The organism is Thermomonas paludicola (assembly GCF_024498955.1).
Taxonomy (GTDB): domain Bacteria; phylum Pseudomonadota; class Gammaproteobacteria; order Xanthomonadales; family Xanthomonadaceae; genus Thermomonas; species Thermomonas paludicola.
Window position 1 is genome coordinate 1,895,559 of record NZ_CP093311.1, and the last position, 21,497, is coordinate 1,917,055.

Consider the following 21,497-nt stretch of genomic DNA (forward strand, 5'->3'; position numbering starts at 1 on the left):
CCGCACGCGCGCATCGGCATGCCCGCGAATCACAGCTGTCGCACCAGCCTGAATCCTACCCGCCCGTTGGTGACGTCCACGCCGCCGGACATGCGCCAAGCGGAGCGCACCTGCACCGGGGCGCTGGCCCATGCGCCCCCACGATACATGCGGGTGCGGCATCCCGGATTCACCCAGGCCGCGCCATTTGCCGGCGCACGCCGATAGCCCCTGTGCCAGCAATCCGCGACCCATTCGCTGACATTGCCGGCCATGTCGAACAATCCGAATCGATTGCCGGCAAAGCTGCCGACCGGGGCAGGCCCCCACCAACCATCCGCATAGCCGGAAAACGCGTTGTTCCAACGCCGCCCCTGTGGCGATACATCCTTTCCACCGGCCAGGTTGCCCACGCCCGCCGGCGGCGCGCCGTTGCCCCACGGATACAAGCCCTGCCCACCGGCACGCAGGGCGTATTCGAATTCGGCTTCGCTGGGCAGGCGGTAATGGGCTCCGGTCTGGTCAGACAACCATTGCGCGTAAGCCTCGGCGTCACGCGCAGTGATGTGGACCACCGGCATGTCGGCAGCTGCCGGCCGGCCGTCGTAACCGGAGCGCCAATCAATCCCGCTGCCGCGCACGAAATTGCCGCTGCGCACGTCATAGGCCATCGAATGCCCGCGCTGGGTCGCGCGCGGCACGAAGCCGCTGGCCTCGACGAAACGGCGGAACTGCCCCACCGTGATTTCATGCCGGGACATCGCCATCCCGCGCTCGAATCTGACCGGATGCTGCGGCTGTTCATCGGCACTGGCGTCCGGTTCGCCCGATGCCGCCCCCATGTGGAACACCCCATGCGGAAGCACGACCAGCGATGGCCCGCGACTGCCGTCGGGCATGGCATCGGTGAACACCTGACCCGGGCGGAACAGCCCGTAGTGGCTCACCAAGTCGATGCGCTGGCGCAATTCCGCACCCGCCGCGTCGCCCGGCCTTGCGATGCGCAGCATGTCGGCCAGGCGCTCGCGGGCGAACTGCAGGCCTGCGACGTCGCCCAGCGCCATCAACCCCTCATCGCGCATTCGCCGCAGCAGATCGGTCCGCGTGGTTTCGATTCGCATGCGCGCCGCGGGGATGGTTTGCGGATCCGCGCGAACGCGTTCAGCGCGCGCCAGCACCGCGTAAGCCACGTTGAAATCGGCGGCCACCGCGCGTGACTGCGCCTGCGCAATCAGCGCGGCCTCGACTGCGGCAATCCCCTGCTCCGCGCGCGACTGCGCCGGCCACAACGCCTGCGCCTTGCGGAACAATGCCAACGCGCCGCCGGGCGCATCCAGATTGCCCGCCTGCAGCGCACGCTGCCCGGCCACGCAAAGGTCGAACGCGTTGCCGGCACGATCGACATCGTCCAGATACGACTGCACCTGCGGCAATGCCGGCCACAGGCTGCGCAGCACGTTGCCCATGCGCTGCGCATAGCGCAGCGACGCCAGATCATCGCCTGCTGCAAGCGCCGAGCGCGCCTGCGCCAACAACGCCAACTGCGCCCGCTCCAGCAGGCGTGCATCCTGCGCATTGCCGGGTTGCAGCGCCTGCAGGGCAAGCAGCAGCGGCACGGCCGAATGCGCCGTTTCGAACAGATCCCCGTTCGCCAGCGCGCGCGCGGCGGCCGCGCGCGCGCGCGCGGGACGGTCGATATGCACCGCGGGCAGCGACCAGCTCAATACATCCGCCAGCGCATCATCGCCCTGGATGCTGACCCGCCCCTGCGATGCGGCCTGCCCGGCAGGGGACGGTGCCTGGACCTGCGGTGGCGGCACCGGCGCAGGCGGCGCTGCCGCCTGCGGCTTGCAGCCCGCAAGCGCCAGCCCTGCGCCCAATGCCGTGAGTACTGCGCGTGCGTGCAAACCCCTACTCCGTGAACACCGGCCGCGTGCCGAGCAACCCGATGGATGAAGTTAGGCCATGTCCCGCACCCCGGCAACCGCATAATGTGCGGATGACAGACTGGATCGACACCCCCGACGCGCTGCGTGCGCGCCTTGCAAACCCGCCCGCCGTCATTGGCCTGGACACGGAATTCATCCGCGAACGCACCTACTGGCCGCAATTGGCGCTGGTGCAGATCGCATTGGGCGGCGACAACAGCGACATCCTGCTGGTGGATCCGCTGGTTCCCGGAATGTGCCAAGCACTGGCCCCCCTGCTGGCGGATCCCGCCATCCTCAAACTGATGCACAGTCCCAGCGAAGATCTGGTGGCATTCCAACACGCCTGCGCCACGCTGCCGGCACCCATGTTCGATACCCAGGCGGCAGCCGCGCTGTGCGGCCTGGGTGCCGGGCTGAGCTACCAGAAACTGGTGCAGGCGGTGACCGGCGTCGAGCTGGCCAAGGGCGAAACCCGCTCGGACTGGCTGCGGCGCCCCCTGTCAGCATCGCAACTGGAGTACGCCGCCGACGATGTACACCATCTGCACGCCCTGCATCGCGAGCTGCGGGCGCGTCTGGAAGCCCTTGGCCGCGCCGCGTGGCTGGACGAAGACAGCGTGCGCCAGTTGACCAACGCCGCCAGTGGCGAAGGCGAGCGTTGGCCGCATCTGACACTGCGCAGCGCACAGTTCCTTGACGCAGCGGGCCAGCGCCGCCTGCTGCGCCTGCTGCGTTGGCGCGAAGCGCAAGCCCGCAGCAGCGACCGCCCGCGCGGCTGGATCCTCGACAACGAACTGGCCACCACGCTGGCCCGCCATCACCCGACCGACCAGCGCAGCTTCCAGACGCTGCTGGATGCCGCCGCCAAATCCCCGCGCGGCTTGCGCGATGCCGTATGGGAAGCACTGACGACCCCATTGCCCGACGAAGCCGACGCCCCGCTTGCACGCGGCGACGACCGCGACAAAAAGCAGCTGCGGGCGCTGCAGGACGCCGTCGCCGCCACCGCCGCCGACCTGCAGTTGCCCGAAGGCGTGCTGGCCTCGCGCCGCGTGCTGGAAGGCCTGCAGGACGGCAACGGCTGGACCGGCCCGTTGGCAGGTTGGCGGCGCGCGGTACTGGAGCCCCGCCTTTCCCCCCTGCTGTGAACGAAACCAGTTGGCAGTGCCCGGCAGCGCCCGTATAATCGCGCTTCCCTACATGGGGCCATAGCTCAGCTGGGAGAGCGCGTCGTTCGCAATGACGAGGTCGGGAGTTCGATCCTCCCTGGCTCCACCATATTTCCAAGCAAATACAGCGTCTTACGTGCAGCAGCGTAAGGCGCTGTTTTGCTTTGTGATGCATGGTTATGCGTGCTGCTTGTGGCGGATTTGTGGCAAGGCCGATGTCCACTGTTGCACTGTTGAGCGGGCTTTAGCAGGGTTTTTGCGAATTGCCGCACAGGTTGATACCGGCTAAGCTTTGGGTGTGCGTCGGTAAAAAGAGGATCGCAAGTCCTCGCCCAGTCCGACCGCCGCCGGTTCCAAGCGGAGTAGGAACCAGCGGTCAAGAAAGGATGCCGCCACAGCGGCAATCGCCCGTCCAGGCTTGCAACCACAAGCCGCAGGTGTGGCCCAGTCAGGATGAGGCTGGCCAACTACACCGGTGGGAGAGCACGTGCTATAGGGTCAATGCCCTGCTCCCGTTCGTGGTGCAACGCCACTTGAATGACGGGAAGCTACCGCGGACTCATCCGTCCTGTCGCGCTATGGCGTGGCTCAAGACGGGGTTAAACCGTGATGTCGATAAATCAGCACGAAAAAGTTTTTTTGACAGTAAATGACTTGGCCGCGCGATGGCACAAGTCTGTAGCAACCATTCGCTCAGATGCGAGTCGAGCGCCGCGTTCTGTCCCCCCGATATGTCGACTTCCGGGAAACAATCGTCTTCTTTGGCGCCTTGTCGACGTTGAAAACTTCGAGCAAAGCGCTGTCCAGACATTACAGCCCATCGCCAATGATTCACCGGCTCGACGTCCTGGTCGCCCAACTAAAGTAGAGCAGCATCGTCGCAAAATGGGTGCGAAGGTATGAGTGCTGTGCCAGGGTCTCATCTTTACTCGCACAATTACTCGCCGCCTGAAAGCGAATGCAGGAGTGCGGGCAGCTTCGACGTTTGGTCAGCATTCTCCAAACAGCCGCCAAAACCGGATTTCATTTGGCCTGGATTTTTAAGCGAAACCGTTGGTGCATTAATTGCGCCGGGGGGTGCGGGGAAAAGCTTCTTCGCACTGCAAGCTGCTATGGCAGTGGCTTGTCGTACATCCGGTGGGGACATCTTAGGGCTCGGGCCCCATAAGTGTGGGCGAGTCTTCTATTTTGCAGCAGAAGATCCCGCGCCTGCGGTCGCTCAAAGGGTCTATGCCATGGGCAGACACCTCCCTCAGCACGCAAAGAAATCCATCTCAGAAAATTTAACGATTGAGCTCGCACTGGGTAGGCGGCTCGACCTGACTAAGGAAGGGCAATTAGGGAACTTGATTAGCCAATGCTTAGGGGCCCGCCTTGTTATTTTTGACACCCTGAGCCGAATTCACAGTAAAGATGAAAATAATAACGGTGATATGGCTCGCGTGGTCGGTTCACTTGAATTGGTGGCCGCAAAAACTGGGGCGGCCGTACTCTATTTGCATCACGTAAGTAAGGGCAGCGTTCAGGATGGATGGAGTTCAAGTCAGCAGGCTGCTAGGGGAGCTTCAGCCCTAATCGATAACGCTCGTTGGTGCGGGTACATTGCAAGAATGTCCGAAGAGGAATCCAAGCGGCTAAGCAAAAAATCCGGCAGGTTGGAGAAAATCGGATTTGAAGGAAGGGCTGCGTTTCTAAAGTTTGGTGTAAATAAACAGAATCATGACACAAAGTGCACAGACCGTTGGTTTGAAAGAATAGATGGCGGAGTGCTAGTGCCCGCTGACCTGGTGGAAGGGACAAGCGGGCGAAAGGGGGCGTGGCGTGAGCAAGGATGAACTGACGCATGCGATGCACGACCGGGCGCACTGTTTAGTCCATGGATTGTTCTGCAGCTTGAAGGCTGGCGAACGGAAGCTCAGGAAGCTAGACATAATCCACGTCTTTGGAGAGGAGGAAATGCGTTTTGTTGGGTTCGAGCCACTCGGAGGGGATGATGCGCGATTCATGCAGGGAATCGTAGCTAGCGCTGGCCCCGAAGGGATTGTTTTGACTCCCGATCCAACGATTGAATTGTCGCGCAGGCTAAGAGATTCCCTTGATGCAACGGAGGAGGCGCTTAAGCAAAATGTCTTAATGGTGAAAATTCGCATTCGCAAATTATTAACGGAGATTGGCATGAGCGATGGCGGAAAAAACAAATGGTCGCTCAAGGAAAGCCTCTCTCGCATGGCTGGTGTTACAGTAGTAGTTAAAAAGAATTCTATTACTTCATCATGCAAGATGCTGAGTTTCGCTTTTGATGAGAGTGATGGGAGATTGTGCGTAGCGCTTAATCCTCGAATAACTGCAGCCGTATTGGGGGAGCAGCCATATACACGAATAGATATGAAAGAAGTGCGAAAACTGCGAAGCGATCCGGCGCGTTTGATACATCAACGTCTTTGTGGTTGGATAGATCCAGGTGAGAAGGGAATTGTCAAAATGGACACCTTATGTGGTTACGTCTGGCCATGGGATGCTAGCCCAGGAGCGAAAAGGCGGAGAAAAGGAATCACGAGAAAGGCGTTAAGCGAATTAGCGGGATTGGACTGGGGGTTGGATGAGTACGTGTCGGGTAAATGGGAAATTTCGCGGCCGTCAGTAAGGAAAGTCATGCGTTAAAATTCTGGTTTCTAAGCAGGCTGATGTCGTTGTGCTGGTGTCGCTCACCCGCGACAGATCCGAGCCTTTGGGATGGCTGTGGCGTAGTGGGTAGTAGTTGTTTTCATTTCTACGCATTGCCGCGGGGTGACCGGATCGCAGAACCAAATGACGAGTTAAAGTCGGCGACCGCGTCCCTCATAGCGTCCCAGTTCACGGCCGCGGCCGTAAGCTCAAACGAGGGACCCCGGGAGACGTCCTCTGACGGGGGGGGGCTCGCGTCGTTAGCTGTGCAGTCCGTCATTGGCACTTGGAAGTTGAGCCTAAGCAGTTCGTACTTACGGTAACAATGTCCGGACTTACGGTAACGTTTTCCGTACTTTTGGTAACACGTCATGTCTCCAATAGCGCGCCAGCGCGACGTCTCCTCGCGGGGTGTGGGTCTGATCTATGATCTTCAAGATCATCTGGCGGGGCCTATCGGAGCCGTGCTCTCCTGGCGTCCTCCTTGATTCAACAAGCATCTCGTGGCAAGTGCGCCCCTGCGTGGCTACGCCACTTCGGGTGTCCGAGTCCAGGGCGTCGGCTTCACTCGCTGCGCTCGCTCCAGCCGACGCCCTGGACTCGGCTGCAACAGGGTTCATGGCGCTTGAAGAAACCAAGGGGGTGACGTGCACGAGTACTTGACCTCGGGGAACCCTCGAAGGAGACTCTCCCTGTCGTTGGTAGGCTGGGTTCGTCGAACCTCGCTCAGCCCAACAGTCGCAGGCGATAAGCGGAAGTAGCCTGGCGGCGAGAAAGGATGCTGTGATTTGCAGCAATCGCCAAGCCTGTTCGCAACCACGAACGAAGCTCAGCAACCGTACTGGTGAGGACGGGTGGCATCGCTGAGCAGCTGGAGAGACACGACCTAGGGGCACAACCCCTCCTACGATCACGCCTATCTCCAGGCGTCATATCAAAGGATGCCGCGGACTCATCGAATGTTGCGCTGCGAAGGTGCGACACGGGGGGTTGTCGCACTAGGTATTCGTAAGTGCGCACACTTTGAATCAGTGTGTTGTTGAGTGAGCCACCAGCTCGCGCGCGAGCGACTCGATTTCAGCGTCGGTCAGGGCCTCTCCGTCGCGCAGCCTGCGCAGCGCGACCGCGAAGTGCGCCTGCAGTTCAGCGGCGCGGGCCGCCTGGCGGGACTCATGCTCGCCACGCCCGCGACGGTAGCTGTAGTCAGCGTAGACAGACAAGAGCGCCAAGAGGCCGGTAGCGCCCAAAATGTAGGCAATAAACCCGTTCATTCGCCCCCTTTCGCGCCGGCGGCCACCGCCGCGACCTCGCGGTCGGCGTCGGCCGCCGTTGCGGTGTAACCGACATCCAGCAATGCCTCGCGCACGGCGGCGACCATGCGGGCATGCTCGGCTGCTCGTTCAGCCTCGCGAACCGCGCGCAGCCGATCACGCTCCTGCACAGCCGCGCGCTTCAGCCACAAGCCGGCGATCACGGCGCCGATCAGAATGATCGTTAGGACGATGTAATCAATCATTTGCCTCTCACCTTGGCCACATCGCAGGCGTCCCGTGCTTGGACTATTTTTCGAGCAGAACCGGCTTTCAAGCGGGCCGCCTCCTCAGGAGGGAAACCCAAGTCGAGAACCACCTTCCCGCGACTGCTCTGAGCTGGGTCGTGCCGACATCAACCCAGCGATGCTGGCGACCGCAGTTGCGGATCGCGAAGGCGAGGAGTCCAAGCACCAGGAGGCCGCCGGCAGCGATCGCGACGAATGCAAAAAACTCAGGTCGTTCATATAGCTCGCTCCCGCCGATAGACCTCACTTCACAACAGGTTGATAGGTTGGTGCCGGCACCTTGCGTGACGCCTCCAAAATCGGAAGGTTGGCTTCTGTGGGGACATAGATCACCTGGTTGCTGGTGTGTTCCAACCCGTTCACGAACAGGTAGCGCAGGTAGTCCTCGTTGTTGTGCAGCGAGTCGCCGATGATCTTGTTTGCAGCCGCAACACCCTTCGCGCGTTCGACCTCTGCCGCCGCTAGCGAGATTGCAGCCTCTCGCTTCGCCTTGGCCTCAAGAATCGCTACTTGGCGACTGCTTTCAGCCTCTGCGAGAACGGCACGACCGGCCATCTCCTGTTTGTAGACCTTGTACTTCGGCAGGCCCCACATGCAGCCGCCGACTCCCCCCAGAAGCAGGAAAGATCCAAGTGCGAAGAGCACTAGAATCTCCCAGACTGAACTGCTTTCTCGACTCATTGATTGCTTCCCTTTTTGCGGCATTGTTGGATCTTCGATTGCGGCTTTTTGGTTAGGTGTCTAGCGTCATTGCGTCGCTTCAGGAACAAGAGTGCCCCGCCGATCAGCACCGCAGAGCTGAGGATGCTGAACCCCGGCGCTGAGCCCTTGGGCAAAAAGAGCGTCGCCAACTGCAACGTCAGCCACAGGATCCCGGCCACGAGCAGGAACAGGGCCGTAGCACTTACGGCTATCTTCGATACGTAGTATGCGGCGTAGGCCAGCGACGCCCAAACCGACTCTGCAGGGGTGCTCTCAGTGGCTGCAGTGGCGGCCTTAGGCCCTTTCTTACTTGTTTGTGTGGGGGTCATCGTATCTGTTGCTCGAAAGCGCCTCATAAACTTGTAGCAGGCCAGAAAGGCATTTCCAAATTTGAGCCAGACACCGCTGATTCCCTCGGTGTTGTATGACAATTTGTAATACAAAGTTGCGGTTTTTCGGCCTGTAGCCAGGCCGGGATAGGTGGCATCGCACACGCATGCGCGGATAAGGCGCAGCAGCTCTTTGGTCCGCTCCCAGAGTTGCGGACAACTACCCCACCCGCAACAAGTCCGCCCACTTTGTGGTGTAGCTGGGCGACAAGGCCTGCAACGTTGGACGCCACTGGGCATCCTTTGACCCCATACGCCGCTCGCTAGCCATCGCGCCTCCTACGTGCCAGCCTGCGTTGCCAACGCCTACGGTGCCGCGGCCGAACTTGGCGTTGATCTTGTCCAGCACTTCCATGCGTCTTTCGGCCTTTTCGTTGGGCCTGAAGAACAGATCCGCTTGCCGGTCCTCGGCCCTGACGAGGTCCGTCAGGCCTACGCCGCCGCGCTTGTATGCTTGAACGCCACGGCTTTTGCCTGCCTCGCGCATGATGGACATGGCAAGGAATCGCACGGCACGCAACACCTCGGCAGTGTCTTGGGTTGAAAAGGGGAAGGGCGCTGCACGGCTTGCATGGAAGTTATCACCTTTGAACGGGTTGCCGTCCAGCCACACCCATAGCGCGCCGGCGGCCAGGCCGCGTTTGCGCAGCTTCTCGCAGGCAACCGTGGCAAAAGTCGCCAAGGCCTCCATCGGGTCCCCCACGTCTCTTCCGAATGTACGGCTCACCACCAACTGCTTGCGATCCGGCTCCTCCAGTTCCAGATCACCACAGGGCACGCCACGAAGTTCCAAGTGCGTGCGCGCCAGTACCACGCCATAGCTGGCACGGACATGGTCAGCAGCGAGCGCGGCGAGGTCTGCGGCGGTCTTCACCCCTTCGGCGTTCAGGCGGGCGGCGTAGCGTCGCCCAACACCCCATACGTCCTCGACTGCCAAGGCGTCCAGTTTGTGTGGAGTGGCATGGAACACTGACAGCGCACCGGCATTGACCGCGCGCTTGGATTGATCCTTCGCCAGCTTGTTGCCGGCTTTCGCCAAGGTTCTGGTCGCACCGAGACCAGCACAGCAAGGGATACCAATCCACTTCAGGATCCGTTCGCGCGCTTCCAGCGCGGCACCCACTGGATTTTTCATGCCCGCCACATCCACGAAGTTCTCGTCGATCGAGTACACCTCGACCCGCGGAAACAGGTCATGCAGGATCGACACGATCCTGGCCGACAGATCCCCATACAGCGCGAAGTTGGCAGAGCGCACCTGGACCTGGGTGCGGATGTCCTTCGGCACCTGGAAGATGGGCACGCCGATCTTCAAGCCCAGCGCCTTGGCCTCCGGGGACAGGGCGATGCAACAACCATCCCCGTTGCCCAGCACGACCGTGGGCTTGCCACGCAATCGTGGATCGAACACCCGCTCGCAGGACACGTAGAACGTGTTTCCGTCGATCAAGCCAAAGCGCGGAGGTTCAATCTCTGAAGGGCGCGACACCATGGCCGGGCTCAGAGGTGGAAGTGGATATTGCTCCGCACCACGCCCCAGATCTCGAGTTCGATGTCCTCGGGGACGATGATGGGCGGGTAGCCAGCGCTTGAAGCCAGCACGATCCTGTTGCCGCGCACATAGAGCTTCTTGCACACGAAGCCCCCTTCCCACAGCGCCACCACCGTGTGACCTGGGCGCGGGGAAACGGACCGGTCGACAACGAGCAGGTCACCGTCCTGGATTCCGTAGTCGACCATCGAGCCGCCACAGTCTGCCTTCATGAGGAAGGTGGCCGGAGGGTTGGCGATCAGGCGCTCGTTGAGGTCCAGCCGGTCCTCTTCCTGGAAGAAGTCTTCGGCTGGGCTGGGGAACCCGCAAGCTGCGCGCGCAAGCATCAGCGGCAGGGCTGGGGCGGCGAGCGATGGCACCGGGCCCAGCAACGTGGGAGGGGTGGGAAGGGGGCGAGAAGAGACGGGGATCAACATGGAGGCGAGCTTCAGGGGTCGGTGACTCACCCGATGAGATCGCAGCCCCTTTGCTGGAATGCTGGGCGCGCGCGCACCGGGGAGACAGGATAGCCCCGCAGGTAGTAAAAATACTAACGCCTGTTGCTGAACAGGGGCGTTGCCAAGCTGTGGCCCAGAAAGGCGATGGCCCCCGCACCCAGCCGTACGGCGCCAGCCGGCCAGGAGCGGACTCTGGTTGACCGCTCTCCGGAGCCACTCTTTCACGGTAGCGACCGGGGTTCGAATCCCCGTGGGGACGCCACTAAAAACCGAAGTTGATTCAATGCGTTACGACGATGGGGCGCGAAAGCGGCCCTTCGTTTTTCGGACTTCGGAAACGGTTCGGAAACTTTCCCCCGGCTCCCGGGCGCGGCGGCTCAGGGAAGCGCGCCGGGGCGACCGGCGAGGCCGGGACGCCCGGAAGTGCGCGAGAGGCGGAAAAAGTCGCTGGGACTGAGACAAGGCCATCGCTACACTGCGACTTCGATCACGAGTCCGCAGGGGGAGCTGGTGGAGAGCAAGGAAGAGTTGCCGGGGCCAGTCATTCTTGACGTCGCGCCCATCAGTTGCTCATTGGAGATTGCGCGCACCCGCGATCCCGCAACGTCGTTGCCAAGCTCACTCACGATGCGCCTGCGCCTGCTGGACGATGAGGTGCGCACGCCTGACGACAGAAAGCTGACAAACGTTCTCTGGACGCTAACGCTCTACGAGAATGGGTCCGGCAACGAGTTCACCAGGCTGCACAACGCAGCTGGAATGATCAACTATTACGAAGAGTGGCATTCCAAGCACGACGACATAGATGACTCTCCGGAAGCCTGCCATGCGTGGGCCAACGTCGATTCCGAAACGTTTGCGTTGCTCCGGGACATGGCACTTGCAGGTCGCCTGCCGAGCAGCTTCCGATTGCACGCCTCTGGCATGAACTACGGATGGGAGCCGGACGGCAGCGCCAGGGTTTGGGACGTCAAGGCGCACAAGAACGCGCCAATCAACAAGCTTGAGATTGTCGCCAGCCTTGTGAAGCTGCCAGTGACCGAGCACGACGAAAGCGAAGAGTTTGCTGTTGCGCCGTCCACTCCCGAAAGCCCTGAACTTCAAGCTCTTCTCGCAGCGACGAAGTCCATCCAGCAGGTCAATTCTCGACTAGGCTGGGTGGTTGTACTAGTCGCACTGATGGCTGCTGCTGTGATCTTTCGATAAGTGCGGAGGCCGCCATGACCCGGAAGTACATTGCGATCTTCTTCCTCCCTGTGCCGCAGAAGGAACACGCGGAGATTGAGAAGGCAGTCGCCTACCATTCGGATGGGGACTACAAGCGGGCATTCCTCAATGCGAACCGGGACGGCAGTGGTGTGGTCGGATATGTATTCACGTCCAACACAGTCCCTTGGGAGATGGGTTTCGGTCTTCTCAATGGCGACACCAAGTTGATCGTGGAGATTGGCGACCGATATTCAGAGGAAGGCCACAACATCGCTGGCGCATGGCTCCGCGCTCACCAGAGTCGAACCGAATGATGGAACTCTCTCCCGTCAGCGAACAATTCCGTGAGATGCCTTCCCTGACCGCAGATGAGGTGGCGGAATGGAAGGCTGGGCAATCATTCTCGTTGGTCTTGCTTGACTACCTGCCGGGTGGCGGCAGCGCGCTTTTCGATGTTGACTACATTCATCGAGAGCTGACCTATCGCACTGCTGGGCAGAAGGATGCAGTTGCCTTCGGGTCCGCACGACTGCTGGATGGCGACAAGGAGTACCGCGAGGCACGCATCCTGTTTTCTCGGCCTAATCAATCAGCGACGTTGCGCGGGCTGGTACTGGAAGGCAACGTCAAGTTGCGCTGGCGCAATGTGACCTCTTAGAAGGAGCGTGGTGATGAGTCTCACGGTTAGTGTTTGGAGCAAGACCTACGAGATCTCGGTGTATCAGAAGTCCAAGACCGTTTGGATCGCAGTCGGGGACTATGAGGGGCACCGCATTGAGGTAAAAGGGCGAACGCAAACCCAAGCTGTGGCGAGCTGGCGAGAGGCTGCGCGCTACCGCGGCAATTGAGCGTTACACCCACCACCGCTCCCGCACCAGCTTGATCCCTGCGGCCAGCTCCTGCCGCAAGCACCCATAGCGGATGGCGTCGGCCCCGTGGTCCGGCCCTGTGGTGTCCACGTCCTCGATGCGCTTGGCGTCACGGGCCAGCATCGGCACGGTGTCCCAGAAGTACCGGCATCGCCGCGCGACTTACAGGCCGGGGCGATCCGGGCTGCCCGCATGGGACAGGAGGCGGCGCACCGGGTTCCACCCGCTCACGCAGTCGGCTTTCCGCGAAAATAAGGTGTCAAAAAAGGTGTCAGGGACAATTAACCCAAGCCGATGATGCACAAGGCCCGCATTGCTGCGGCCTTTTCGTTTCAGTTAGTGCGAACGTCTGCAATGGGTCGATAGAAGACCTCGTGTGCTCGAAAGCTTCTGCCGGACGATCATCACGCGGGTGTTATAGGCTCTTCGAGTTGCCGTCGTTGTCTCACAACGCGTGGCGGCTCGCGCCCGAACCCGCCCCAACTCTCATCGATTGGAGGCCGATTGCATGTGCTACAGCGCAGAAGCCTGGACCCTCTACGACGGCTACGTGAAACGGTTCGGTGCCGACATCGACATCAAAGCGTTCTGGGAGTTGTACTTAGGCCGGGAAGAGCGGTATCGGGTCCGAAACAAGCTGTCGGACGGCACCAAGATCCCCAAAGGGATGGATCTGAACTTCCTGCGCCCCAAGACCGAGTTGGAGCGATCGATCCAGGATCTGGTCGCCACCTGGAACGGCCGTAAGTTGGGAGAAAGTGAGACCGAGCTGGAAAAGCAGCGGGCACGGTTGGCTGCGGCCGAGGCCAAGCTGGCCACCAAGCCGACGAAGACCGCGGCCAACGAACAACGGATCGCTACCAACAAGATCCTGCAGATGGAGCGCTGGATTGCCGACGCCAAGCGCACGAGCCACAGGCCGACGCAAGACGATCGCATCTTCCCACTGTGGTATGCCCCGGTCCTCTTGGTGGAGGACGGCAAGCCCATCGTTCGACCAATGCGCTACCTGTGTCGGCCCCAAGGCATGGATCCTAGGACCGATTACACGAAGACGGGGCAGGTGTCGGGCAAGTACAACGCCCGAAGGGACAATCTTCAGAAGTTCTGGCGCCCGCAGTTCGGACGTACCCACGCCCTCATGCTCGCCGAAACCTTCTACGAGAACGTTGACGACGGGCGTGGTGGGTCGAAGGAGATCCACTTCCAGCCCAGAACCGGCGAGACGATGTTAATCGCATGCCTGTACTCCCACTGGACTGATCCCGTTGGGAAAGAGCCTGATCTATGGTCGTTCGCCGCTATCACCGACGAGCCTGAACCCGAAGTGGCCGCGCAGGGCCACGACCGCACCGTGATCAACATCAAGCCAGAGCATGCAATCGCGTGGCTGACGCCTCACGGTCGCTCAGACGAAGAGCTGTTCGCCATCTTCGACGACAAGCGCCATCCGTACTACGAACTGGTCCAGGAGGCCGCATGATTGATCCACGGCTTCAGGCGCTGTTCGACTACGTGGCACGTACGAATAAATCGACTTCCCATGCCGACTTTTGGACCGGTTGGGACGAATTCGCGGGAGACCTGGCCTCACATGCGTGGGCCGATGGCGTCTCACCTGAGCTGCGCGAGGCGTACACGGAACTGTTGGCCGAAGCAGATGATCGAGGCTGGGCGGTTCCGTTAGAACAGTGCCAGCCCTGTCTATAAGCGGAAGTGGCGCTAGCTCGGGCCTGGAACCTACCGGATCGAATTTTGACATCAGGTAGCGCGGCCGGCAGCCCCGTCTTCCCAGACGGGGCCCGCAACGGGTGGATGTCCTGGCCGGGGGGGCTGGTCCCATGCGTTGCCGACAGGTGCCAGACTACGCCCCCCATCTAGGCTCCTCTATCGGGAAACCCCGAAGAGCCGGGTCAGACTATTCCGATTCAGTCATCGGGGTCTCCTCCCCAGCCGTGGCGGCGCGGCCAGTAGGGAGAGCGTGCTGCAGCGCTGGCGATCATTGACGCCAACGGCGGAAACACCTATCCGACTCTATTTTTGCGGCCGTGAGGCCACGCGTATTCTTCTTTGGTTTAGCGCTACCCTATGCGTATGAGCTCAAACGTCTTCGCCGCACTTGGCATCTTCAGCATGTGGGCGATGGTCGCCGTAGCTCTTGTGGCAGTTGTCTTGGATGCTGACGAATGAGCGATCCGAGCTTTCTCACCTTCATTGCGCTGGGCGCCGTGGGCGGACCGGTACTTGTGGGCGTGTTTCTGATAATTCGTGCATGGGATCGCCGGCACCTCGCAGCCGATGTGGGGACGCGGGATGTAACACCGGCTGATGGCAACGTGTTCCTGGACTTGGGCTTTCCTCCCGAAGAAGCGGCTCGGCTGAAAGTGCGCAGCGACGCGCTGATCCGAGTCGAGCTAGCCAAAAAGGTAGCGGCGCAGCGACAGGGGGCGGTAGATGATTGATTACCTCAGAATGGCTGGACTGTTGGTGATCACACTGGTTGCCGGGCTGTACCTGAAAGGGCAAGCCAAGGCGGAGGCTGCCCGATGCCGCGCAGCCCGTGAGGCGGAGCGCGAAGCCGAGCATGCTCGCATGGTCGCAGCCGTCCGCGAGGCGCTGCGAGAGGCGGGCGGGCCGCAATGAGCGGCTTCGTCTGGTTCGGCAAGGCAGTCATCGCTGCGCTGGTGCCGCTAGCGCTGTACGTGAATGCGGGTCACGGGGCATTGCTGGCCGGCTTCGAGCACTAGTTGACCTGGCGAAGCTGCCGGTGCCCGCCGAATTACGATAATTCTTCTGTTTCAGATCCCGGACGTTACATGCGTAACGTGATACAGCATCGCTGCAGGTATGCGAGTGTGTGGTAGTACGCACTACTACACACTGGCATGCGCAGTATGTAGTAGTACGCACTACTACACACTGGCATGCGCAGTATGTAGTAGTACGCACTGCTACATACTGGTATGCGCAGTGCGCACCACTACACACTGATGTTAAGGCGTGGCGCGGATCACTGCGCTATGCCACAAATTTGTGGTCGTCAGCCCGGCGAAACCGGCATAAATCTGTGGCGGCCGGCCACCCGTAGAGGTCGAGAGACGCTACCAGCAGAGTGGCGGCTGAGTGTCTACGGAACGTGGATCGGTCCAGTGGGCGGCTGGGATGGGTCGGAAACCGCAGGCACTACCGCTGATTCCCTCACTTGTTGTAATACAAAATGACATACAAATTGTCATACAAAGATGAGGTTTTTCGAGGATTTACATTCCTGCCGAGTATCAACGCGTCCTCAATCTTTGCACAAACCTAAGGCGGGGCCACTCCGGAGGCTCGCCCTTACGAAATCGGCGCCACTCTCCCGCGTAGAGATAGGCGAGAGCCAGCCGTTGTCGTCGGACTGCTGAAAATCCAGGCCAAGTTGCAGACTCGCGCCCAATGGCAACGGCTCGCTCGACGGGGCCTTTCCGAATGACCATCCTTAACTCTGCCTTGGCGGCTGCTAGCGCCTCCGCGGTCATCGCCCAGGTCCAGACTGGGGTGGAAACGCCCTTCTTTGTCCGACGCACTGCCTCCCATTGGTAGCAAGTAAGTCGACTCTCGCAGCGTGTCGCATCCAGCCAACGTTCTCGTGGGTCAATCGGCTGGTCGGTCAAGAGCCAGAAGAGCGCTGTGTCCCCGGGTCTGTTGGCGAACATGATGAGCTTGTACCTCGGAAGGCCTTTGGCCTTGAGACGCGAGGCGAAGTTGCGATTCCTCGCTAGTTCAGGGAATGCGGACTGGAGCTTGGCGACAAGCTTGGCTGCCTTGTCCAGCGGGAGAGTTCCGGCTGTGTACCAGGTCAGACCAGACCTTAGGGTGTCCGAAATACGCTGTAGCGCTGGGTTGCGCCACCCCGCTACCACGGTTTGTTCAGTTCGTAGGGCGATGAGCGTAGGGGGAAGTCTTTGGATCATGAGACACAACAAAAAGGACGTTGTATCTCTTGTACCGAAAAGTGGGCACAGAACAAAATTAATCTTCCTGCTTCGGCTCTGGACTCTGCTCCGGGCAGACTCCCGAGCTGCACGTAACGCCGAGCCACTACGTAGTACTACGTACTACTGTGTAGTAGTGCGTAGTACTACGTAGTGAGCATGCAATCGGCAATCAAATGGTGCCGAATGCGAAGTCTGACCTAAGCATGCGCAGGTATGACTGAGCATGCGCAGGTATGACTGAGCATGCGTAGGTATGACTGAGCATGCGTAGGTATGACTCACTGCGTAGTGAGTCAGCCCAGCCTTTGGCCACCAGCCATGAGAGCGAGCCGCTCCCCCGACTTTCATTTCGGTTGCACGTTTAACCTGCAACCGCACCCATCGCGACCGTCGTGCAATTCAAGTTGTCATCGCCATGGGGCCGCCACCCCGGACAAGTAACACCGGGGCGGCCAAGCCCCCTGCCGTTGCCAGCTTCACGGGTCGCCAACCCGGGAAGTGCTGCTGTGGCTGGATGCCTCTAATAGGGCTCGTCCAGCTGCAACGGGCGCTGGAGGGTGCAACTCCCTTCTTCGACCCAATCCCGGCGACCGGCTATCTGGTCGCCGAAGTGGCCTGCAACGGGCCAAGTTTTGGGCGACACGGAAACGGCATCGGGGAGGAAATGTCCCGATGGCCTGGTTCCGCCGAAAGTGGGTGAAAGTCCCACCGGCGGGCGGCTCGATAGGGTCGAACGCTTGCACCAGACGATGGCTTCTGAGGTCCGCGAAATCGGACAGGGTACTGAGGGGAAACCTGGATGTACCGGCACCTGCAGGGCGCAAGCTCAGCGGGGTCGATGGATAGCTCAAACGTCTAACGCTAGTCCGCAACGGGGTGCGTCCCGGGCAGGTCGGTGTGGTGAGCTTGTGATGCGGTGGACTTGATGAAGCGATGAAGCGTGGCAGCGGTAAGGGAGCGTTTTTGGAAGATTTTGCCCCCGAAACCCTGAAATGGTGAGGCCGGTAAGACGGCACGCTGACACGTGGAGCTGACCGCTAATCATGCGCAGTAGGTGGAATCTAACGTGGGATGCGCTGACGGCCTTGGATCCGGGTGGCACCGGGGAGGCGCAAGCGCGGGAGAGTCGGTGAGTAGGAGTCAAGGCGGGGCTGAGTCAAACGGTCCCAAATTGAACCGTTCCTCCGGGAATGGGTACGAAAGCTGACGGCAGCATGGCAACGGCAATTGGCGATGACGCCACACCCATGGTTGGCACCGAGGTGTGGCTTTGAGGCGCGGGTTGGCCCCCGCGTCGTGACACTCGAAACGCCGGCATCTGGCCGGCTTCTGAAGCCTAAGCAACGACGGCAATCACTCCGGCCCATTCGGGTCGTTCTCGGGCTGTGCCCGTTGAATTTTTCTCAACTATTGGAGGTGGAGATGAACAAGCAGATGTTGGAAAAATGCAGAGCTGCCGCCTTGGGCGGCTGGGAGGCTATGTCCGTGATGTCGACGAGCGAGACCTTGGTTGCTGCACTGGTCTGTAATCGATGTGACTGGCTCACGAGGCTTGGGTACACCATTCCGGAGGCACTCACTCGCGTTGGCGAGTGGGCGCAGGACGTTTCGGCTGTTGCCTCGGAATTGGAAGCTGAAGGTCTGCTACCTATGCACAACTGACCCGATCAATACCCCCCTTCTTCGGAAGGGGGGATGTTTCGATACACGTCACTGCACTCCTAATTGCAGCGCAGCCAAGGTCAGACTCGTCCTGCAGAAGGCTGAAGTGACCGAATAGGCGACCACCCTGATGACAACGCCTCAGCTTGCTGTAGGACCGTTTGTACAGCCGCATCCTGCAGATCAGGCGGGTAGCCGTACTTTCGGAGGATGCGCTTCACCAGCACCCGCATCCGGGCACGGGCAGAGTCCCGGTGGGCCCAGTCAACCGACACGTTCTCGCGCAGGCTCATCAACAACTCGTGGGCGATCAGCTTGAGTTGGTCGTCGCCCATCATCTGCGCGGCACTTTCGTTCTCAGCCAGTGCGTCGTAGAAGGCGATCTCCTCGTCGGACAGGCCTTGCTCTTCGCCCCGCTGGCGGGCCGCGCGGATGTCCTTGGCGATCTGGATCAGCTCCTGCAATACCTCGGCGGTGGTGATGGCATTGGCGTGGTAGCGCGCCACCGCGTCCTCCAATCGCTCCGAGAATGCCTTGGTCTGCACTACGTTGACCTTGCTGCGCGATCGGATGCCGTCATTGAGCAGTTTGCGCAGGGCTTCCAGCGCCAGATTCTTCTTGTCCAGCTGCTGCACTTCAGCCAGGAATTCGTCCGAAAGGATGGAGATGTCCGGGCTCTTGATGCCAGCCGCGGCCAGGATGTCCACGATCTCGGTCGATACCACCGCACGGCTGACGATCTGCTGGATGGCCAGCTCGCGCTCCTGCTGGGCCACGCCTGAGCCGGTGCTGGTCTTGACCAGCGCGGCACGGATCGCCTGGAAGAAGCCGACGTCCTCCCGGATCCCGCGGGCCTCGTCGGAGGCGGATGCCAGGGCAAAGGCCTTGGATAAAGCCAGCACGGCGTCCTGATAGCGGCGATGGGCGTTCCTTTTGCCTTCCTTCGTCGTCTCTTTCGCTGCCAGTCTCTGTTGCAGGTCGAGAACCCACTCGATGGCGCCGGCCATCATCACCAGCCGCTGCTGTGGCGTTCCACCCAGTGCGCTGGCGTAGTCGAAGCCGTGGTACATGTCCCGTACCACCTCGTACTTCTCCATCATCACCGCGACGGCCTGCGCCTCATCGACGCCCGTGTTTTCCTGGTCGTTCTTGGAGTACTGCTGCAACGCGGACTTCAGGTTCTGCGCAATGCCGATGTAGTCCACGATCAGCCCGGCCGGCTTGTCGCAGAACACGCGGTTCACGCGCGCAATGGCCTGCATCAGGCCGTGCCCCTGCATCGGCTTGTCCACGTACATCGTGTGCATGCACGGCGCGTCAAAACCGGTGAGCCACATATCCCGAACGACGACCAGCTTGAGCGGGTCTTTGGGATCGCGCGCCCGCTTGGCCAGCAGGTCGCGGCGGGCCTTGTTGCCGATGTGCTGCTGCCACGCCGAAGGGTCGCTTGCCGCGCCCGTCATCACGATCTTGACCGCGCCCGCATTGTCATCCGCGCTGTGCCAGTCCGGACGCAGCTTGATGATCTCGTCATAGAGCTTCACGCAGATGCGGCGGCTCATGCACACCACCATCGCCTTGCCGTCCAGGGCTGCCACGCGGTCCTCGAAGTGGGCCACCAAGTCGTTGGCTACCAGAGCGAGTCGTTTGTCGCTGCCCACCAGGGCTTCCACCGTTGACCACTTTTTCTTGAAGCGCTCCTGGTCGGCCTCGGAGTCGTCTTCGGTCAGGTCTTCCACCTCGGCGTCGATCTTCGGCTTCTCGTCCTCGTCCAGTTCGATGCGCGCCAGCCGCGACTCGTAATAGATCGGCACGGTGGCGCCATCCTCGACCGCACGGCTGATGTCGTAGACATCGATGTAATTGCCGAACACCGCCGGGGTGTTGACGTCGTCCGCCTCGATGGGCGTGCCGGTAAAGCCGATGAAAGAAGCGTTCGGCAGCGCATCACGCATGTACTTGGCAAAGCCGTAGGAGATCTCGCCGGTCTTGGCGTCCACCTTGGCCTTGAAGCCGTATTGGCTGCGGTGCGCCTCATCCGCGATGACCACCACGTTGCGGCGCGTGGTGAGCGGCTCGCTGACCTCACCGAATTTCTGCAAGGTCGTGAAAATCACCCCGCCCGAGGCCCGACTCAACACCTTCTGCAGATCCTCGCGGCTCTCGGCCTGCACCGGCGTCTGTCGGATCAGGTCGCGACACATCGAGAAGGTGGCGAACAGCTGCTCATCCAGATCGTTGCGGTCGGTAAGTACCACCAGCGTCGGGTTGGCCATGGCCGGATGCTTGACCAGTTGCCCGGCATAAAACGCCATCAGCAGGCTTTTGCCGGAGCCCTGGGTGTGCCAGATCACGCCTGCGCGCCTGTCGCCTTGCCCCTGCGTTTTCACGCTGGGCAGGCCGTAGTCTGCCGGGTCTTCAGCCACGGCCTGCCCGGCGGACGAGGCACGAAGGGTGGATGCCACCGCATGCCGCACCGCATGGAACTGGTGGTAGCCGGCGATGATCTTGGCCAGCCCTGAGCCGGTTTCGCCGAATACCGTGAAGTCACGCAGCAGCGCCAGCAGCCGCCCATGCTCGAACACGCCTTCGATCAAGGTCGAAAGCTCCGGCGCCCCCTTCGGCGCCACCTCTGCGCCGTCCGTGGTGCGCCACGGCATGAAACGCTCCAGATCGGCCGACAGCGAGCCCACCCGTGCCGCAATGCCGTCGGAAGTGACCAGCAACGCATTGGTAAGGAACAGCGCCGGCACCTGCTGCTTGTAGGTCTGCAGCTGGTTGAACGCGCCCAGCAGATGTGCCCCGGCGCTGCCCGGCGCTTTCAGCTCGATCACGGCCAGCGGCAGGCCGTTCACGAACGCCACCACATCGGGCCGCCGGTTGTTCTGGCCGTTGATCACCACGAACTGGCTCACTGCCAACCAGTCGTTCTGCTCTGGGTGTTCGAAGTCGATGAGCGCCACGTTGGCCGCCGTCAGCGTACCGTCGTCGGCGTAGTACTCCACGTCCACGCCTTCCGTCATCAGCTTGTGGAGGCGGCGGTTTTCTTCAAGCAGCGAGGGCAGCTCGGACTGCAACACGCGACGCACCGCATCCTGCCGTGCCTCTACCGGCAGGCCGGGGTTCAGCCGCGCAACCGCGTCCTCGAAGCGCTTCCTGAGCACGACCTCGTCGTGACTCTCGCGCGCCGGGCGGGGACCGTCCGGGCCGATGTCTTCCTCGCGCTCAATGCGGTAGCCCAGTCCGCGCAGCTGATCGAGCAGCGCTTCCTCCACAGCGGCTTCAGACAGGAACGCCATGACGGCACCTTCCGATATTGACTTGTGGTTCGGGTGCGGCTACCATCGCGGGTAGCTCATCTACCATGCGTAGAAGGAGTATCCGAAGCCCTTGCACAGC

General features: G+C 61.1%; 19 protein-coding genes and 1 tRNA gene. 11 read left to right on the forward strand and 9 right to left on the reverse strand.

What is annotated here, in order from left to right; all coding sequences use genetic code 11:
• Window positions 1–29: 29 nt before the first annotated feature.
• Entirely contained in the window at window positions 30–1,886 is a 1,857-nt protein-coding gene (locus LIW09_RS08860) for a formylglycine-generating enzyme family protein (protein WP_256645289.1), read from the reverse strand.
• A gap of 92 nt (window positions 1,887–1,978) precedes the next feature.
• On the opposite strand from LIW09_RS08860, the gene rnd reads away from it, so the two are divergent.
• From rnd to repC, 4 genes are all read left to right on the forward strand, one after another.
• Window positions 1,979–3,058, forward strand: coding sequence for a ribonuclease D (gene rnd / locus LIW09_RS08865; protein WP_256645290.1), 1,080 nt, complete (start codon window positions 1,979–1,981; stop codon window positions 3,056–3,058).
• A gap of 54 nt (window positions 3,059–3,112) precedes the next feature.
• A tRNA-Ala gene (locus tag LIW09_RS08870) sits at window positions 3,113–3,188 on the forward strand.
• A gap of 790 nt (window positions 3,189–3,978) precedes the next feature.
• Window positions 3,979–4,914 (forward strand): helicase RepA family protein, encoded by a 936-nt coding sequence (locus tag LIW09_RS08875; protein ID WP_256645291.1) that lies wholly within the window; start codon window positions 3,979–3,981, stop codon window positions 4,912–4,914.
• Window positions 4,901–5,740: a replication protein C, IncQ-type gene (gene repC / locus LIW09_RS08880; RefSeq protein WP_425507879.1), complete on the forward strand. Its 840-nt coding sequence runs from the start codon at window positions 4,901–4,903 to the stop codon at window positions 5,738–5,740. The genes LIW09_RS08875 and repC overlap by 14 nt, the downstream gene beginning before the upstream one ends.
• A gap of 1,031 nt (window positions 5,741–6,771) precedes the next feature.
• Here repC and LIW09_RS08885 read toward each other — a convergent pair.
• From LIW09_RS08885 to LIW09_RS08910, 6 genes are all read right to left on the reverse strand, one after another.
• Complete coding sequence (locus LIW09_RS08885) at window positions 6,772–7,014, reverse strand: hypothetical protein (RefSeq protein WP_256645292.1); 243 nt, start codon at window positions 7,012–7,014, stop codon at window positions 6,772–6,774.
• On the reverse strand, window positions 7,011–7,259 hold the full coding sequence (locus tag LIW09_RS08890; protein ID WP_256645293.1) for a hypothetical protein: 249 nt from the start codon (window positions 7,257–7,259) through the stop codon (window positions 7,011–7,013). The genes LIW09_RS08885 and LIW09_RS08890 overlap by 4 nt, the downstream gene beginning before the upstream one ends.
• A gap of 285 nt (window positions 7,260–7,544) precedes the next feature.
• Window positions 7,545–7,982: an SPFH domain-containing protein gene (locus LIW09_RS08895; protein ID WP_256645294.1), complete on the reverse strand. Its 438-nt coding sequence runs from the start codon at window positions 7,980–7,982 to the stop codon at window positions 7,545–7,547.
• Window positions 7,979–8,497, reverse strand: a complete 519-nt coding sequence (locus LIW09_RS08900) for a hypothetical protein (RefSeq protein ID WP_256645295.1) — start codon at window positions 8,495–8,497, stop codon at window positions 7,979–7,981. Before LIW09_RS08900 ends, LIW09_RS08895 begins: the two co-directional genes overlap by 4 nt.
• 55 nt (window positions 8,498–8,552) lie before the next feature.
• Window positions 8,553–9,884: a Y-family DNA polymerase gene (locus LIW09_RS08905; protein WP_256645296.1), complete on the reverse strand. Its 1,332-nt coding sequence runs from the start codon at window positions 9,882–9,884 to the stop codon at window positions 8,553–8,555.
• 8 nt (window positions 9,885–9,892) lie between these two features.
• Window positions 9,893–10,360, reverse strand: coding sequence for a LexA family protein (locus LIW09_RS08910; protein WP_256645297.1), 468 nt, complete (start codon window positions 10,358–10,360; stop codon window positions 9,893–9,895).
• 531 nt (window positions 10,361–10,891) lie between these two features.
• On the opposite strand from LIW09_RS08910, the gene LIW09_RS08915 reads away from it, so the two are divergent.
• Genes LIW09_RS08915 through LIW09_RS08925 form a run of 3 tightly spaced genes read left to right on the forward strand, consistent with a single transcriptional unit; the run spans window position 10,892 to window position 12,248 of the window.
• Window positions 10,892–11,587: a hypothetical protein gene (locus tag LIW09_RS08915; RefSeq protein WP_256645298.1), complete on the forward strand. Its 696-nt coding sequence runs from the start codon at window positions 10,892–10,894 to the stop codon at window positions 11,585–11,587.
• 14 nt (window positions 11,588–11,601) lie between these two features.
• Window positions 11,602–11,904, forward strand: coding sequence for a hypothetical protein (locus LIW09_RS08920; protein WP_256645299.1), 303 nt, complete (start codon window positions 11,602–11,604; stop codon window positions 11,902–11,904).
• Window positions 11,901–12,248, forward strand: a complete 348-nt coding sequence (locus LIW09_RS08925; RefSeq protein WP_256645300.1) for a hypothetical protein — start codon at window positions 11,901–11,903, stop codon at window positions 12,246–12,248. Before LIW09_RS08920 ends, LIW09_RS08925 begins: the two co-directional genes overlap by 4 nt.
• Window positions 12,249–12,441: 193 nt before the next feature.
• Here LIW09_RS08925 and LIW09_RS08930 read toward each other — a convergent pair whose 3' ends face one another.
• Window positions 12,442–12,582, reverse strand: coding sequence for a hypothetical protein (locus tag LIW09_RS08930; RefSeq protein ID WP_256645301.1), 141 nt, complete (start codon window positions 12,580–12,582; stop codon window positions 12,442–12,444).
• Window positions 12,583–12,967: 385 nt separating this feature from the next.
• Here LIW09_RS08930 and LIW09_RS08935 point away from each other — a divergent pair, with 385 nt between their 5' ends.
• The 4 genes from LIW09_RS08935 to LIW09_RS08950 all read left to right on the forward strand — a co-directional run bounded on the left by LIW09_RS08935 (window position 12,968) and on the right by LIW09_RS08950 (window position 18,098).
• Window positions 12,968–13,942 (forward strand): SOS response-associated peptidase family protein, encoded by a 975-nt coding sequence (locus LIW09_RS08935; protein WP_256645302.1) that lies wholly within the window; start codon window positions 12,968–12,970, stop codon window positions 13,940–13,942.
• Window positions 13,943–14,645: 703 nt separating this feature from the next.
• Entirely contained in the window at window positions 14,646–14,921 is a 276-nt protein-coding gene (locus LIW09_RS08940) for a hypothetical protein (RefSeq protein ID WP_256645303.1), read from the forward strand.
• Window positions 14,914–15,102 (forward strand): hypothetical protein, encoded by a 189-nt coding sequence (locus LIW09_RS08945; protein WP_256645304.1) that lies wholly within the window; start codon window positions 14,914–14,916, stop codon window positions 15,100–15,102. The genes LIW09_RS08940 and LIW09_RS08945 overlap by 8 nt, the downstream gene beginning before the upstream one ends.
• Before the next feature lie 2,756 nt (window positions 15,103–17,858).
• Complete coding sequence (locus LIW09_RS08950) at window positions 17,859–18,098, forward strand: hypothetical protein (RefSeq protein WP_256645305.1); 240 nt, start codon at window positions 17,859–17,861, stop codon at window positions 18,096–18,098.
• A gap of 80 nt (window positions 18,099–18,178) precedes the next feature.
• Here the strand turns inward: LIW09_RS08950 and LIW09_RS08955 are convergent, their stop codons facing one another.
• Entirely contained in the window at window positions 18,179–21,397 is a 3,219-nt protein-coding gene (locus tag LIW09_RS08955) for a type I restriction endonuclease subunit R (RefSeq protein ID WP_256645306.1), read from the reverse strand.
• Between the last annotated feature and the right edge of the window lie 100 nt (window positions 21,398–21,497).

What these genes read in the sequence shown, in the direction of transcription:
- rnd (WP_256645290.1), top strand. Translation starts at nt 1,979, where the DNA reads ATGACAGACTGGATCGACACCCCCGACGCGCTGCGTGCGCGCCTTGCA.
- LIW09_RS08875 (WP_256645291.1), top strand. Translation starts at nt 3,979, where the DNA reads ATGAGTGCTGTGCCAGGGTCTCATCTTTACTCGCACAATTACTCGCCG.
- LIW09_RS08885 (WP_256645292.1), bottom strand. Translation starts at nt 7,014, where the DNA reads ATGAACGGGTTTATTGCCTACATTTTGGGCGCTACCGGCCTCTTGGCG.
- LIW09_RS08890 (WP_256645293.1), bottom strand. Translation starts at nt 7,259, where the DNA reads ATGATTGATTACATCGTCCTAACGATCATTCTGATCGGCGCCGTGATC.
- LIW09_RS08895 (WP_256645294.1), bottom strand. Translation starts at nt 7,982, where the DNA reads ATGAGTCGAGAAAGCAGTTCAGTCTGGGAGATTCTAGTGCTCTTCGCA.
- LIW09_RS08905 (WP_256645296.1), bottom strand. Translation starts at nt 9,884, where the DNA reads ATGGTGTCGCGCCCTTCAGAGATTGAACCTCCGCGCTTTGGCTTGATC.
- LIW09_RS08910 (WP_256645297.1), bottom strand. Translation starts at nt 10,360, where the DNA reads ATGTTGATCCCCGTCTCTTCTCGCCCCCTTCCCACCCCTCCCACGTTG.
- LIW09_RS08920 (WP_256645299.1), top strand. Translation starts at nt 11,602, where the DNA reads ATGACCCGGAAGTACATTGCGATCTTCTTCCTCCCTGTGCCGCAGAAG.
- LIW09_RS08925 (WP_256645300.1), top strand. Translation starts at nt 11,901, where the DNA reads ATGATGGAACTCTCTCCCGTCAGCGAACAATTCCGTGAGATGCCTTCC.
- LIW09_RS08930 (WP_256645301.1), bottom strand. Translation starts at nt 12,582, where the DNA reads ATGCTGGCCCGTGACGCCAAGCGCATCGAGGACGTGGACACCACAGGG.
- LIW09_RS08935 (WP_256645302.1), top strand. Translation starts at nt 12,968, where the DNA reads ATGTGCTACAGCGCAGAAGCCTGGACCCTCTACGACGGCTACGTGAAA.
- LIW09_RS08940 (WP_256645303.1), top strand. Translation starts at nt 14,646, where the DNA reads ATGAGCGATCCGAGCTTTCTCACCTTCATTGCGCTGGGCGCCGTGGGC.
- LIW09_RS08945 (WP_256645304.1), top strand. Translation starts at nt 14,914, where the DNA reads ATGATTGATTACCTCAGAATGGCTGGACTGTTGGTGATCACACTGGTT.
- LIW09_RS08950 (WP_256645305.1), top strand. Translation starts at nt 17,859, where the DNA reads ATGAACAAGCAGATGTTGGAAAAATGCAGAGCTGCCGCCTTGGGCGGC.
- LIW09_RS08955 (WP_256645306.1), bottom strand. Translation starts at nt 21,397, where the DNA reads ATGGCGTTCCTGTCTGAAGCCGCTGTGGAGGAAGCGCTGCTCGATCAG.